Consider the following 14,302-nt stretch of genomic DNA (forward strand, 5'->3'; position numbering starts at 1 on the left):
CACACCAGTGTAGGACTCGGCGGGCCCTCAGGCCGAGCGCAACGGACGGACGGCCGTCGGATCCACCACATTGTGGAGGTCGAACGCCGCTCCGAGCACCATCCCGTTGGCCGCGATGCCCGGCGCCTCGACCACGTCGGCCACGATCGCGGTGAGGTTGTCGCGGGTGCCCGCGTCGAGCGCCGCCTCGATCGTCCGGTCGACCGCCCGGCTGCGCGCGCCGACGCCCATCAGCTGCGCCAGCATCGGCAGCGTCAGCACGTCGCTGATCCCGTCGCTGCACAGCAGCAGCCGGTCGCCGGGCTGGAGTGCGAGCATGAGGACGTCGGGATCGGGGACGTGGTCGCCGTCGACGGCCTGCAGCACCACATTGCGGTAGGGCGAGGCGGCCGCCTCCTCCGCGGTGATGCGCCCCGCGTCGACCATGGTCTGGACCAGCGTCTGGTCGTGGGTCAGCTGGCTCAGCTCGCCGTCGCGCAGCAGGTAGGCCCGCGAGTCGCCGACCTGCGCGAGCGCGGTGTGGACGCCGTCGGTCAGGACCGCGGTCAGCGTCGTCGCCATGCCGACGCGCCGCGGATCGGCCGCGACGCCGAGCGCGAGCTGCGCGTGCGCCTCGCGGGCGGCCGCGACGAGGAGCCGGCCGGGCTCGTGACCGGGGTGCGCGAGCGCCCGCGCGCTCACGACGTACGACGTCGTGGCCGAGGCCACCTCGCCGGCCGCGGCGCCGCCGACCCCGTCGGCGACGCAGAGCAGGTAGGGACCGGCGAAGCCGGCGTCCTCATTGCTCTCGCGCACCGGACCGGTCTCGCTGCGCGCGGCGAAACGGAACTGGAGCACGGCGCTCACCTCCCTGGTCGTGTCTGTTCAACGCGGGGGAGGGGCGCCGAAGTTCCGCGCCGTCGCTACGACGTGCTCAGGTGCTCAGGTGCTCAGGAGCGGAAGCCGACCTGGCCCGAGGTGCTGCGGCCGATCTCGACGTAGGCCAGCTTGGCGGAGGGCACCACGGTGACCTTGCCCTTGGTGTCGGTCAGGGTGAGCACCCCGTCGGTGGCCGCGATGGCGTCGGCGACGAGCTTGGCGACGGACTCGCTGGTCTCGTCGGTCTCGATGTGCAGCTCGCGGGCGGTGTTCTGGACACCGATCTTGACCTCGACGGTCATGGTCACACTCCTCGTTCGTGGGGACGGACCCCAGCCTAGCCAGCGTGGTGTGGTCAGGCCTCGGGGTGCTCGTCGGTGAGCGGGTAGCCGCGGATGCCCCGCCAGGCCAGCCCGGCGACGAGCGCGGTGGCCTGGTCGCGGGTGAGGTCGGCGAGACCGTTCTCGGCCTCGGTGAGCCAGAACCGGGCGCTCACCTGCGCCATTCCCACCAGCGACACCGCGAGCAGCTGGGACGCCGCCGCCGGCAGGGCGGTGTCGTCCTCGATGACCGAGGCGATCATCGCCGCGCACTCGGTGGTCACCCGGTCGACGTGCCCGCGGACGGCGGGCTCGTTGGTCAGGTCGGACTCGAAGACCAGGCGGAAGGCGCCGGTGTCGTGGCCGACGTAGGCGTAGAAGGCGTCGATCGCCGCCGCCACGCGCTGCTTGTTGTCCTGGGTCGACTCCAGCGCCTTGCGGCAGTTGGCGATGATCGAGTCGCAGGCCGCGTCGAGGATCGCCAGGTAGAGCTCGAGCTTGCCGGGGAAGTGCTGGTAGAGCACCGGCTTGGACACGCCCGCGCGCTCGGCGATGTCGTCCATCGCGGCGGCGTGGTAGCCGTGCGCGACGAAGACCTCCAGGGCGGCAGCCAGCAGCTGCGCGCGTCGCTCGCGTCGGGGGAGTCGTACGCCGCGCGGTCGCGCCTCGTCGATGTCGAACTGCTCGGTCACCACGCCCCTGAGCCTACTCGCTGGTAGCGGATCGCCTACCCACCGGCCACCCGCGCGGGACGACGTCCACAAGGCGGGACGCGGTGCCCAGCCCTGGGAAGCGGCAGGGACGATGGAGGAACCCGGGAACATCCCGGCGCCTCCCGAGCGTTGCGCCAGGACTGCCCCTATCCGAATCCGCAGTACGAGGAGTATCCGTGAGCTTTCCCGCGCTCGTCGAGCCGGCGACCGAGCTGACCATCGACGAGGTCCGCCGCTACAGCCGCCACCTGATCATCCCCGACGTCGCGATGGACGGTCAGAAGCGCCTGAAGAACGCGAAGGTCCTCGTGATCGGCGCCGGTGGTCTGGGCAGCCCCGCCCTGCTCTACCTGGCCGCCGCGGGCGTCGGCACGCTCGGCATCGCGGAGTTCGACGAGGTCGACGAGTCCAACCTCCAGCGCCAGGTCATCCACGGCATGTCCGACCTCGGCAAGTCCAAGGGCCTCTCGGCCAAGGAGTCGATCCTCGAGATCAACCCGCTCGTCAACGTGGTCCTCCACGAGGAGCGGCTCGACAACGACAACGTCATGGACGTCTTCCGGGGCTACGACCTCATCGTCGACGGCACCGACAACTTCGCCACGCGCTACATGGTCAACGACGCGGCGTTCTTCCTCGGGATCCCCTACGTCTGGGGCTCGATCTACCGCTTCGACGGCCAGGCCTCGGTGTTCGCCCCGACCATGGCCGACGACGCCCCCTGCTACCGCTGCCTCTACCCCGAGCCGCCGCCGCCGGGCATGGTCCCCTCCTGCGCCGAGGGCGGCGTGCTGGGCGTGCTCTGCGCGAGCATCGGCTCGATCCAGGTCAACGAGGCGATCAAGCTGCTGATCGGCGCCGGCGACCCGGCCATCGGCAAGCTCGTCATCTACGACGCACTCGAGCTCGAGTGGCGCAAGCTGAAGGTCCGCAAGGACCCCAACTGCGCGCTGTGCGGTGACCACCCCACCGTCACCGGCCTGATCGACTACGACGCCTTCTGCGGTGCGATCTCCGAGGAGGCCGCCGACGCCGCCGTCGACGCGACGATCAACGTCAGCACGCTCGCCACCATGATCAAGGAGCGCGAGGAGGGCAGCCGCGACTTCGTCCTCGTCGACGTCCGCGAGCCCGCCGAGGCCGAGATCAACCACATCCCCGGCGCGATCTTGATCCCCAAGGGCGACTTCCTCAACGGCACCGCCCTGGGCCAGCTGCCGCCGGTCGACTCCGGCACGCAGGTCGTCCTGCACTGCAAGTCCGGCGTCCGCTCGGCCGAGTGCCTCGCGATCGTCAAGGGCGCCGGCTACGACGACGCCGTCCACGTGGGCGGCGGCGTGGTGGCGTGGGTCAACCAGATCGACCCGAGCCAGCCGAGCTACTGAGGCACCCCGCGTAACCGCGACGCCGCGTCGTCGTTGATCCTGACGTCGCGGCGAGAGCCGCTCCGCACCGATCGGAAGAATGCGTTCACCGCACCGAGGGAGCACCTGAGAGCCCTGTCCTCACGGATGGGGCTCTCGGCGTCTGTCGGCGCGGGCAGGCACAATCGGCCCCGTGGACGAGGGGTACGTCGAGCGGGTGCTCGAGCTGGTCGAGCAGATCCCGCCGGGGCGCGTCACGACCTACGGCGCGATCGCGGAGGTCGCCGGCGGCGGCCCTCGTCAGGTGGGCTCGGTGATGGCGAGATACGGCGGCCCGGTGCCGTGGTGGCGGGTCGTGCGTGCCGACGGCACGCTCCCACCGAGCCACGACGACCGGGCCCGCGCGGAGTACCTGGCCGAGGGGACGCCGCTGCGCAACGGCAACGGCTCCCTCGACCTGCGCCGGGCCTACTGGGACCCGGCGACTCGGAGCTAGCTAGCTAAGCCAGATCGATCGGCTCAGGAGAGCGCCGCGATGGCGGCGTCGTAGTCCGGCTCGGTGGCGATCTCGGGGACCAGCTGCGCGTGCAGCACGGTGCCGTCGGCGTCGACCACGACGACCGAGCGGGCGAAGAGGCCGGCGAGCTTGCCGTCGGACATCTTCACGCCGTAGTCGTCGCCGAAGGTCGAGCGGAAGCCCGAGCCGACCTGGACGTTCTCGATGCCCTCGGCGCCGCAGAAGCGGTTGAGCGCCGGCGGCAGGTCCTGGGAGACGTTGATGACGGTGGTGTTGTCGAGGCCGGCGGCGAGCTCGTTGAACTTCCGCACGCTCGCGGCGCAGACGCCGGTGTCGATGCTCGGGAAGATGTTCAGGACCGCGCGCTGACCCTCGGGAAGGGTGACGGCGCTGAAGTCGGAGCTGACCAGCTCGAAGGTCGGAGCGGCCGCGCCGACCTGGGGGAGCTCGCCGACGGTGGTGACGGGGTTGCCCCCGAGTGCAGTGGTAGCCATGGTCACTGTCTAGCAGGTCGGCCGAGGGCTTCGGTCACCGCAGCCGCCCGATGAAACCGACCGCCTTGCGCACCTCGAGCAGCTGGCGCTCCCAGGTGATGCCGACGACGGTCAGCAGGGCGCCCGCCAGACCGATCCAGACCCACTTCGGGAAGTCGCCGGCGTACGGCCCGATCTCGCGCAGGACGATGGCCGCGCCGACCGTCGCACCCACCACGAGCGGGGCGCTCCAGCGCAGCGCCGCGCCGGCGATCGTCAGCGCCAGGCAGGCCGCGCCGAGCACGAGCGCGCGCAGGGAGACCGGGTCGCCCAGCACCCAGAGCAGGGACGGCGTGGTGCCGAGCAGCAGCCCCGGCAGCAGCGCCTGCGCCGTGCCGACCTCGCTCGAGTGCTGCATCCGCCAGAGGCCGAAGGCGAGCAGGCCGATCGCGAGCGGCAGCGTGTACGGCTCGGGCTCCCGGACGCCGAGGTCGTCGAGCCGGACCCACGTCGCCAGCAGCAGCAGCGCGCTGCCCGCGAAGGCGACCATCCGGCGCGACTCGTGCAGGAGCGCGGTCGCGCAGGCGAGGAAGCCCGCGACGGTCAGCCACACCGACGCGAGCGCGCCCGGGTCGGCGGCCGTGGTCAGGGAGACCGGAAGGGTGAGGATCGACACGACGATCGCGGAGAGCTCGACGTCGAGTCGGGGCAGCGCGAGGGCGAGCAGGCCGACCGCGAGCAGGATCGGCACGGACACCCAGGGCGAGCCGCCGCCCGCCACGTGGACGCCGGCCGCGACCGCGAGCGCGAGCAGCGGGGGCGTGGCCAGTCCGCCGATCTCCTTGCGTCGCGGGTGCTGGCCCAGGACCGCGATCGCCAGCAGTGCAGCGGCCAGGGGAGCGGTGACCGCGAGGGCCAGGGTCTCGTTCGGCGTGGCGACGAGGGCCGCGGCACCGGCGATCACGGCGGCCGCGACGGCCAGGCCGTTGCCGAGCAGGCCGGTCGAGGTCAGCGTCAGGGCGACGGCGGCGAGCGCCACGAGGGCGAGAACGGCGACGGGGAGCGCCAGCGCGACGTCGTACGACGCGAGGGTGGCGGCGACGCCGACGCCGGCCAGCAGGCCCGCGATCCGGAGCCAGACGCCGAGGACCTGACGGCCGCGGGCCGGGATCAGCAGCGCGACGAAGGCGACGACGACCAGCAGCGAGGGCACGAGCAGCAGCGGCTCGGTGAGCGGCGCCGGGCGGAGCAGGCGGACGTCGAACGGACGGCTGTAGCCGCCCGCGACGTGCTGCCAGCGGGCCACGGCGATGGCGACCGTGGTGAAGGCGAACCCGGTGAGGATCAGGCTGCCGACGCCCGCCGGTGCGATCGCGATCGTGCGGAAGGAGCGGGGGAGCAGCCCGAGGGCCAGCACCCAGAGCGCCGTCGTCGCGAGCGCGACGAGGCCCACGGTCGCGGCGCCGGCGTCGATGCTCGGCAGGGTGACGACGGCCGTGACGATCATCGCCGTGCAGCTGGCGCCGGCGAGGAGCACCTGGTGGTGACGGGCGACCAGCCCGGGGACGACGAGCGCCGCGGCGGTGAGCAGGAGCGACCAGCCGGCGCCCTCGACCCACAGCTCGTGCAGGGACGGGTCGTCGAGCGCCTCGAGCAGGCCGCCGAAGGCCGTTGCGAACCAGATCAGCGCGGCCGCGCTGCCGGCGCTCCACAGCAGAGCCGGCTGGCGCTGCGCGCTGCCGAGGACGACGAGGCCGATGCCGAGTGCGGTGATGACGTGGCCGACGATCAGGGGGTGGCCGGTGACCCCGGCCAAAGCGGCATCCGCGACGAGAAGGGCGATGCCGGCGATGATCTGCGGCGCGACCAGGCGGGGCCGGTCGGAGATGCGGACCAGGCCGAGCAGTACTCCGGCCACCGCGGTGACGATCCCGGCGGCGCCGATGATCGTGCCGTCCGACGCGTCCCCGAACCAGCCGGCCGACCCGGCCCCGACGACGTCGAGCGCGAGCATGCCGAGCGCGACGACGACGAGAGACTCGCCTGCGACGCGGAGTCCGATCCGGTGCAGGAGCAGGGCCGCCGCGCCGGCGGCGAGGGTGACGCCCGCGAGGACCGCCGTACGGCCGCCGACGCCGAGGGAGGACCACGACACCGCGAGGAAGATGATCGCCGCGACGAGCAGGCAGAAGGCGCCGAGTCCGAGCAGGATCTTCGGCACCGACGCGAAGGCGACGCCGCCGCGCGCCGGTGGCACGGTCGGCGCCGCAGGCAGGGGCGGCGGCGCCGGCACCGAGCTGGCCCGCTTCGGCTCGACGGGGGCGCTGGGCGGGACCATCGGGCCGCCGAGGCCGGGGATGCCGGTCGGCGCGGCCACGGCGGAGACGGCGGTCGGGCGGGCGTGGAAGGCGGTGGTCGCGACGCGCAGGTCGGCGAGCAGCGTGTCGGCCTGCTGCAGCGTCCCGAACAGGTCGATCGCGATCGGGTGGCGCACGAGCAGGTCACAGGTCGGGCAGACGGAGATGCCGGCGGGCAACGCGGAGCGGCAGTCCGGGCAGAGCTTCGGGTCGGCGTAGCGCATGTCCCCATTCGTTCACGTACGCGTACTCGGCCGGGATCGTGCGGGCACTCAGGTGGTGCTGAGTACGGGTACTCAGCCTGGGGATGACCGCCCGCTCTCCTGTGGAGGAAGGCGGTGCCTTCTGTGGACGACGAGCGGCTTTCGGTGGAGTACGGACAACCCTTGGAAAAACCTCGGAGGAACCCCTTGCCACGCCTCGGAGGCGGGCGTAGAACTTCTCCCACGCACTCCTCCGGGGGTGCGGGATCCGCTGGAAGGCGACGATCCGCACGGCCAGGCCACGACCTCCGGGTCGGGGCCGAGGCACCCCTCGCGGGGCGCCGGCCGCGCGAGCCGGGTGACGTGGCTCGCGGGATCCGAGCAGGCCGGTGGTCGACCGGGAGCGTCACCAGTACCGGTCACCAGAAGGGCCCTTGCGACTCATACTCGCGAGGGCCCTTCGTCCATTCTCCGCCCATACTGGCGTCATGGACGACCGACCCGCGCGCGCCGTACAGCTGGGCCTGGAGCCGCACCCCGAGGGCGGCTGGTACCGCCAGACCTGGTCCTCGCCCGTGATGGTGACCCTGCCCGACGGCCGGATCCGGTCGACGGCGACGCTCATCTACTTCCTGCTGCCCGCCGGCGAGTCGTCGGCGTGGCACCGGGTGCGCTCCGACGAGATCTGGCTGGGCCACGACGGCACGGTGACGGTCGAGCTCGGCGGCTCCGGCCCGGCGCCGGACGAGACGGCCGCGATCCGGCTCAGGATCCGGGCCGACGAGCCGCAGGGGCGGGTGCCGGCCGGTGTCTGGCAGCGGACGCTGGTCAGCGACGCCGACGCCCTGGTCAGCTGCCTGGTCTCGCCCGGCTTCGACTTCGCCGACTTCGAGCTCGCCTGACCCCGACCCACCGCCGGCGGGACCGGCCGCGCGGAGTTCTGTCGGGCCCTGATGGTTGAGTGGCGCTCGTGGACACCTCGACCGCTCAGCTCAGCTACCGCTTCGCGCCGGCGCCGCCTGCCGCCGCGGTGCCGGCGCTCGATGAGCACCAGCAGCAGGTCGTCGACCATGCCGGCGGTCCGCTGCTCGTGCTCGCGGGCCCGGGCACGGGCAAGACCACGACGCTCGTCGAGGCGATCGTCGACCGCATCGAGCGCCGCGGCGCGCGCCCCGACCAGGTGCTCGCGCTGACCTTCTCCCGCAAGGCGGCCGACCAGCTGCGCGACCGGGTCACCGCGCGGCTGGGCCGCACGACCGGCACCCAGCTCAGCTCGACCTTCCACTCCTTCGCCTACGCGCTGGTCCGTCGCTATGCGCCGGCCGGGCTCTACGAGGCGCCGCTGCGGCTGCTCTCCGCGCCCGAGCAGGACGTCATCCTCCGCGAGCTGCTCGCCGACCACCCCGAGTCGGTGCAGTGGCCCGACCGGTTCAAGCAGGCGATGGCCACCCGCGGGTTCGCCCGTGAGGTGCACGCGGTGCTCGGGCGGGCGCGCGAGAAGGGTCTCGACGGCGAGGCGCTGCGCCGGCTGGGCGAGGCCGAGGGCATCGACGAGTACGTCGCCGCCGGGCTCTTCCTCGAGCAATACCTCGACTCCCTCGACTCCGTCGGCGCCACCGACTACGCCGACCTGATCCGCCGTGCGTGCATCGAGGCCGAATACCACCGCGACGAGCTGCGCGAGGAGTTCCGTCACGTCTTCGTCGACGAATACCAGGACACCGACCCCGGCCAGGTCGCGCTGCTGAAGGCGATCGCCGGCGACGGTCTCGACCTGGTCGCGGTCGGCGACCCGCACCAGTCGATCTACGGCTTCCGCGGCGCCGAGGTGCGCGGCATCCTCGAGTTCCCGACCGAGTTCCCGCGCGCCGACGGCGCGCCGGCCGACGTCGTCGCGCTGCGCACGGTCCGGCGGTTCGGCCCCGGCATCCTCGCGCCGGCGCAGCGGGTCGCCGGCCGCATCGGCCTGCGCGGCACCATCCCCGCCGAGGCGCGCGAGCGCTTCCTGGCGCCGCAGTCCGAGGCGACCTCCCACGGGCGGGGCCAGGTGCAGGTCCGCACCTTCGACACCGAGCGGGCCGAGGCCGAGCACCTCGCCGACCTGCTCCGCCGCGCGCACCTCGAAGACGGCGTCCCCTGGGACGAGATGGCGGTGCTGGTGCGCTCCGGCCGGGCCAGCATCGCGCCGCTGCGCCGGGCGCTCGGCGCGGCCGGGGTGCCGGTCGAGGTCGCGCGCGACGAGGTCCCGCTGGTGCGCGACCCCGCGGTGATGCCGCTGCTCGACGCGCTGCGGGCCGTGGTCAACCTCGACAACGACGACCCCGAGCACGTCGACCACGTCGACGCCGCCCGCGCCGAGGCGCTGCTCACCGGTCCGCTCGGCGGGCTCGACGCGGGCGACGTACGCCGGTTGGCCCGCCTGCTGCGCAACCGCGAGAAGGACCGCTGCCAGGAGACCGGCGGCACGCCGCGCAGCTCGCGCGAGCTGGTGCGCCTGGCCGTCGTCGACCCGTCCCACCTGGCCGAGATCGACGCCCCCGAGATCGAGCGCGCCCGGTCGCTGGCGGCGCTGCTCGGCCGGGCCCGCGCCGAGCTCGACGAGGGCGCCAGTGCCGACGAGCTGCTCTGGACGCTGTGGTCCGGCACCTCCTGGCCGCAGCGGCTGCGGCGCGCGGTCGAGATCGGCGGCGGCGCCGCCCGCCGGGCGCACCGCGACCTCGACTCGATCTGCGCGCTCTTCGACGTCGCGGTCCGCGCCGGCGAGCGGCGCGAGCACCTCGGCGTCGCGCCCTTCCTCGAGGGCCTGGTCCAGCAGGAGATCCCCGCCGACACGCTGGCCGACCAGGGGGCGCGCGGCGCCGCCGTCCGGCTGCTGACCGCCCACCGCAGCAAGGGGCTGGAGTGGCGGCTGGTCGTCGTCGCGCACGTGCAGGCCGAGGGCTGGCCCGACCTGCGCCGCCGGTCCACGCTGCTGCAGGCCGACCGGATCGGCCCGTCGACCGCGGGCGGCCTGGTCGGCTCGGTGATCCCGCCGCTGACCGCGCGCGAGCTGCTGATGGAGGAGCGCCGGCTCTTCTACGTCGCCTGCACCCGCGCCCGCCAGCGGCTGGTCGTCACCGCGGTCCGCTCGAGTGACGACGAGGGCGAGCAGCCCTCCCGCTTCCTCGACGAGCTCGGCTCCCACGTCGAGCACGTCGTCGGTCGCCCGCCGCGCCCGCTGTCGCTCGACGGTCTGGTCGCCGAGCTGCGGCGCACGGTCGCCGATCCCGAGTCCGACCCGGCGCTGCGGGCGGCCGCGGCGCGGCGGCTGGCCCGCCTCGCGGGTGAGCGGGTGGGGCGGCGGGCCGCCATACCGGCCGCCGATCCGGCCAACTGGTGGGGCACCCGCGCCGCCAGCCGCTCGTCGGCGCCGATCCGCGACACCGATCGTCCCGTCCCGGTCTCGGCGAGCATGCTCGATGCGCTCGCGGTCTGCCCGACCCAGTGGTTCCTCACCCGTGAGGCGGGGGGCGTCGGGCGCGCGCACCAGTCCGCCAACCTCGGCGAGCTGGTCCACGCCCTGGCCGAGCGGGTCGCGTCCGGCGACGCGCCGCCCGACCCCGGCGCGCTGATGGCCTATGTCGACGAGGTCTGGGACCGTCTCGACTTCCGCACGCCCTGGTCCAAGCAGCGCGAGCACGACCGGGTCCGAGCCGCGCTCGAGCGCTTCGTCGACTGGCACGAGGCCAACCAGCGCCGGCTGATCGGGCGCGAGGAGCGGTTCTCGACGGTGGTCGAGGTCGACGGCGAGCAGGTCCAGGTGACCGGCTATGCCGACCGGGTCGAGCTCGACGCCGAGGGCCGGGTCGTCGTGGTCGACCTCAAGACCGGCCGCGCCAAGCCGAGCGACACCTCGGTCAAGACCCACGTGCAGCTCGCGCTCTACCAGTACGCCGTCGACCACGGCGCCCTCGACACCGACCCCGGCGCGCCCCCCTACGAGGCCGGTGGCGCCGAGCTGGTGCAGCTCGGCCTGATCGACGGCGGCCCCGACGCCACCGTCCAGCAGCAGCCGGTCCACGCCGACGACGGGCCCGAGCGCGACGACCTGCGGGCCCGGCTGGCCCACGCGGCGAGCCTGATCCGCGAGGAGCACTTCCCGGCCGTCGCCGGCCAGCAGTGCCGCACGTGCACCTTCCTGTCCCTGTGTCCGGCCAAGAGCGCGGGAGCGGTGGTGTCCCAGTGAACGCGGTGATCCCGATGACGATCGACTCGCCCGAGGCGCTGCAGCGGGCGATGAAGGCGACGTTCCCGCCCAGCGACGAGCAGTGGGCCGCGATCAGTGCCCCGCTGCGCCCCGCCGTGGTGATCGCCGGCGCCGGGTCCGGCAAGACCACGCTGATGGCCGCGCGGGTCGTCTACCTGGTGCTCACCGGGCAGGTGCGGCCCGAGGAGGTGCTCGGCCTGACCTTCACCACCAAGGCGGCCGCCGAGCTGCGCCAGCGCATCCGCACCGCGCTGCGTGACGCCGGCGCGCTCGACCTCACCCCGACCGCCGCCGGCCGCGGCGGCCTCGGGCCCGACGACGAGGTCGACGAGGTCCTCGAGCCGACGGTGGCCACCTACAACGCCTACGCGTCCGGCCTGCTGACCGACCACGGCCTGCGGATCGGCCACGAGCCCGACACCCGGGTGATCACCGACGCCGCGCGCTACCAGCTGGGCGCGCGGGCGGTCGACCGGTTCACCGGCCGGATCGACCTGCTCACCGACCACCCCGAGACCGCGATCCAGAACCTGCTCGCCCTCGACTCGGCGATGAGCGAGCACCTGGTCACGCCCGACCGGGTCCTCGCCCACGACGCCGACGCGCGGCGCGGCTTCGAGCGGGCGCGCAACGAGGAGCTCGCCGGCAAGGCGCGCAAGACCTACGTCGACGCGGTCGACAAGGCCATCAGCGCCATCGACCGGCGGGCCGAGCTGCTGCAGCTCGTGGCGTCCTACCGACGGCTCAAGCGCGACCTCGGCCTGATGGACTTCTCCGACCAGATCGAGCTCGGCGCGCGGCTCGCCGCCGAGCGGCCCGAGGTGGGAGCGATCGAGCGCGGGCGGTTCAAGGTGGTGCTGCTCGACGAATACCAGGACACCTCGGTCGCGCAGGCGATCATGCTGTCGCGGCTGTTCTCCGGTCCCGACGCCGAGACCGGGCTCGGGCACGCGGTCACGGCGGTCGGCGACCCCAACCAGGCGATCTACGGTTGGCGCGGCGCGTCGGTGGCCAACATCCTCAACTTCGCCGAGACCTTCCCGGCGGCCGACGGCACGCCCACGACGTACGCCCTGACGGTCAACCGGCGCTCCGACCGACGCATCCTCGACGTGGCGAGCCATCTCGCCGAGCCGCTCTACAGCGCGCTCGAGGCCCGCGGGGCCGGTGTGGCGCGACTGCGGGCACCCGACGGCGCCATCGACGGCGTGGTCGAGGCACACACCTTCGAGACCCAGCGCGACGAGCTGGCGTGGCTGGCCGCGACGGTCCGGGCCGCCCACGGCGGCGACCCGGGCGACTGGGCCCACATCGGCGTCCTGACCCGCGACAACGCTCACGCCGAGCTGGTCTTCGACGCCCTGTCCACCGCGGGCATCCCGGTCGAGATCGTCGGTCTCTCGGGCCTGCTGCGGCTGCCCGAGATCGCCGAGATCGTGGCGGTCCTGCGGCTGCTGCACGACGTCACCGACAACGCCGCGCTGCTGACCCTGCTCGCCGGGCCGCGCTGGGCGATCGGGCCGCGCGACCTGCGCCTGCTCGGCCAGCGCGCGAGCGAGCTCGCCGGCCGGCGTGGCCGCTCGGGCGAGACGGTCTCGGTGACCGAGCAGCTGGTGGCGATCGCCGACGGCATCGACCCGGCCGAGGTCCCGTGTCTCGACGACGCGCTCGCCGACCCGGGCGAGGGTGACTTCTCCGCCGAGGCGCGCGAGCGCTTCGGGCTGCTGCGCGACGAGCTCCGGGTGCTGCGCGCGGCGGTGGGGGAGCCCCTGCTCGACCTGGTCCGGCGGATCATCGACGTCACCGGCGTCGACGTCGAGCTCGCCTCGGCGGTCAGCCCGGCGGCGTCCGCGCGGCGCGACAACCTCGACCTCTTCGTCAAGGCGGTCGCCGACTTCCAGGCCGTCGACGGCGACGTGACGCTGCCGGCGCTGCTGGCCTACCTCACCGCCGAGGACGACCAGGGCAACGGCCTCGACATCGCCACGCCCACCGAGGCCGACTCGGTCAAGCTGCTCACGGTCCACCGCTCCAAGGGCCTCGAGTGGTCCACCGTGTTCTGCGTCGGTGTCTGCGAGTCGCGGTTCCCGTCGGCCCAGGGGCGCACGCTCTGGGTGTCGTCCCCGGCGGTGCTGCCCGCGGCGCTGCGTGGCGACGCCGCCGACCTGCCGCAGCTCGAGGGCTTCGACAAGGCGGCTCTCGACGACTACCGCGCGCGGTCCAAGGCCCACGAGGCCGACGAGGAGCTGCGCCTCGGCTATGTCGCCTACACCCGCGCGGCGCACCGGCTGGCAGTGACGTCCTTCCAGTGGGGGCCGCGCAAGACGCCCTACGGGCCGTCGTCCTACCAGGAGTCGGTGCGCGAGATGCTCACCCGCTGGGGACTGGCCCCCGAGCCGTGGTTGACCCGGCCGCCCAAGGGCGCGGCCAACCCCTACGACGCCGAGGATCCGTCCCCCCCCTGGCCGGTCGACGGCATGGGCGAGGAGGCGCGACTGCGCCTCGCCGCGGCGGCGCTGGTCGCCGAGGCCGACCCCGACGAGCCCGACCCCGATCTCGACATCGTCACCGCGGCACGGGTGGCCGAGTGGGACGCCGAGATCGAGCAGCTCCTCAAGGAGGCCCGCCTGGCCTCCGGCGCGGGCGCGGCGATCGAGGTGCCGATGCCCTCGTCGCTGTCGGCCACCGCCCTCGGCCGCCTGCGCGACGATCCCGAGGCGTTCGCGCGCGACCTGGCCCGACCGATGCCCCGACCGCCCGCGCCGTCCGCCCAGTTCGGCACTCGCTTCCACGCGTGGGTCGAGGCCCGCTTCGGGCAGCAGGGCCTGTTCGACCCCGACGACCTGTCCGGGCGCGCCGATGCCGGCATCGACGACGAGGCCGACCTCAAGGACCTGGTCGCCCGGTTCGAGGACGGCGTCTTCGGCAGCCGGGTCCCGCACGCGGTCGAGGCGCCCTTCGCGCTGGTGCTCGACGCCGGCGAGGGACGCCGCCAGGTGATCCGCGGCCGGATCGACGCCGTCTACGCCGAGCCTGACGGCACCTTCCTGGTCGTCGACTGGAAGACCAGCCGTCGCCACGACGCCGACCCGCTGCAGCTCGCGCTCTACCGGCTGGCCTGGGCCGACCTGCACGGCCTCCCCGTCGACCGGGTCCGCGCCGGCTTCTACTACGTCCGCAGCGGCGAGCTCGTGGTGCACGACGAGCTCCCCGGCAGGGAGGAGGTGGCAGCCCTCCTCGGCTGACGGCGT

10 protein-coding genes are annotated in these 14,302 nt (G+C 73.8%); 5 read left to right on the forward strand and 5 right to left on the reverse strand.

The window, feature by feature from the left end:
* Window positions 1-27: 27 nt before the first annotated feature.
* From AB4880_RS02595 to AB4880_RS02605, 3 genes are all read right to left on the reverse strand, one after another.
* Window positions 28-837 (reverse strand): PP2C family protein-serine/threonine phosphatase, encoded by an 810-nt coding sequence (locus AB4880_RS02595; RefSeq protein WP_367917636.1) that lies wholly within the window; start codon window positions 835-837, stop codon window positions 28-30.
* Window positions 838-929: 92 nt separating this feature from the next.
* Entirely contained in the window at window positions 930-1,160 is a 231-nt protein-coding gene (locus AB4880_RS02600; RefSeq protein ID WP_367917637.1) for a DUF3107 domain-containing protein, read from the reverse strand.
* A 53-nt stretch (window positions 1,161-1,213) separates the two neighbouring features.
* The gene (locus AB4880_RS02605; protein WP_367917638.1) at window positions 1,214-1,873 is read right to left on the reverse strand and encodes a TetR/AcrR family transcriptional regulator; all 660 of its coding nucleotides are present in this window, start codon (window positions 1,871-1,873) and stop codon (window positions 1,214-1,216) included.
* Window positions 1,874-2,067: 194 nt separating this feature from the next.
* On the opposite strand from AB4880_RS02605, the gene moeZ reads away from it, so the two are divergent.
* Together moeZ and AB4880_RS02615 are read left to right on the forward strand one after the other, a co-directional pair.
* On the forward strand, window positions 2,068-3,276 hold the full coding sequence (gene moeZ / locus AB4880_RS02610) for an adenylyltransferase/sulfurtransferase MoeZ (RefSeq protein WP_367917639.1): 1,209 nt from the start codon (window positions 2,068-2,070) through the stop codon (window positions 3,274-3,276).
* 172 nt (window positions 3,277-3,448) lie between these two features.
* Entirely contained in the window at window positions 3,449-3,751 is a 303-nt protein-coding gene (locus tag AB4880_RS02615) for an MGMT family protein (RefSeq protein ID WP_367917640.1), read from the forward strand.
* Window positions 3,752-3,774: 23 nt separating this feature from the next.
* Here the strand turns inward: AB4880_RS02615 and tpx are convergent, their stop codons facing one another.
* Entirely contained in the window at window positions 3,775-4,266 is a 492-nt protein-coding gene (gene tpx / locus AB4880_RS02620) for a thiol peroxidase (RefSeq protein WP_367917641.1), read from the reverse strand.
* A 34-nt stretch (window positions 4,267-4,300) separates the two neighbouring features.
* Window positions 4,301-6,826, reverse strand: coding sequence for an SCO7613 C-terminal domain-containing membrane protein (locus AB4880_RS02625; RefSeq protein ID WP_367917642.1), 2,526 nt, complete (start codon window positions 6,824-6,826; stop codon window positions 4,301-4,303).
* 467 nt (window positions 6,827-7,293) lie between these two features.
* On the opposite strand from AB4880_RS02625, the gene AB4880_RS02630 reads away from it, so the two are divergent.
* The 3 genes from AB4880_RS02630 (at window position 7,294) to AB4880_RS02640 (ending at window position 14,296) form a co-directional block, all read left to right on the forward strand.
* Window positions 7,294-7,707, forward strand: coding sequence for a cupin domain-containing protein (locus AB4880_RS02630; RefSeq protein ID WP_367917643.1), 414 nt, complete (start codon window positions 7,294-7,296; stop codon window positions 7,705-7,707).
* 68 nt (window positions 7,708-7,775) lie between these two features.
* Entirely contained in the window at window positions 7,776-11,030 is a 3,255-nt protein-coding gene (locus AB4880_RS02635) for an ATP-dependent helicase (RefSeq protein WP_367917644.1), read from the forward strand.
* 14 nt (window positions 11,031-11,044) lie between these two features.
* Entirely contained in the window at window positions 11,045-14,296 is a 3,252-nt protein-coding gene (locus tag AB4880_RS02640; protein ID WP_367917645.1) for an ATP-dependent DNA helicase, read from the forward strand.
* The last annotated feature ends 6 nt before the right edge of the window (window positions 14,297-14,302 follow it).

Origin of the sequence: Nocardioides ginsengisoli (assembly GCF_039537225.1) — a bacterium.
Classification (GTDB): domain Bacteria; phylum Actinomycetota; class Actinomycetes; order Propionibacteriales; family Nocardioidaceae; genus Nocardioides; species Nocardioides ginsengisoli.

Bases quoted from the DNA above. Each gene is read 5' to 3' on its own strand.
- AB4880_RS02600 (WP_367917637.1), bottom strand. From the start codon at position 1,160: ATGACCGTCGAGGTCAAGATCGGTGTCCAGAACACCGCCCGCGAGCTG.
- tpx (WP_367917641.1), bottom strand. From the start codon at position 4,266: ATGGCTACCACTGCACTCGGGGGCAACCCCGTCACCACCGTCGGCGAG.
- AB4880_RS02630 (WP_367917643.1), top strand. From the start codon at position 7,294: ATGGACGACCGACCCGCGCGCGCCGTACAGCTGGGCCTGGAGCCGCAC.
- AB4880_RS02625 (WP_367917642.1), bottom strand. From the start codon at position 6,826: ATGCGCTACGCCGACCCGAAGCTCTGCCCGGACTGCCGCTCCGCGTTG.
- AB4880_RS02640 (WP_367917645.1), top strand. From the start codon at position 11,045: ATGACGATCGACTCGCCCGAGGCGCTGCAGCGGGCGATGAAGGCGACG.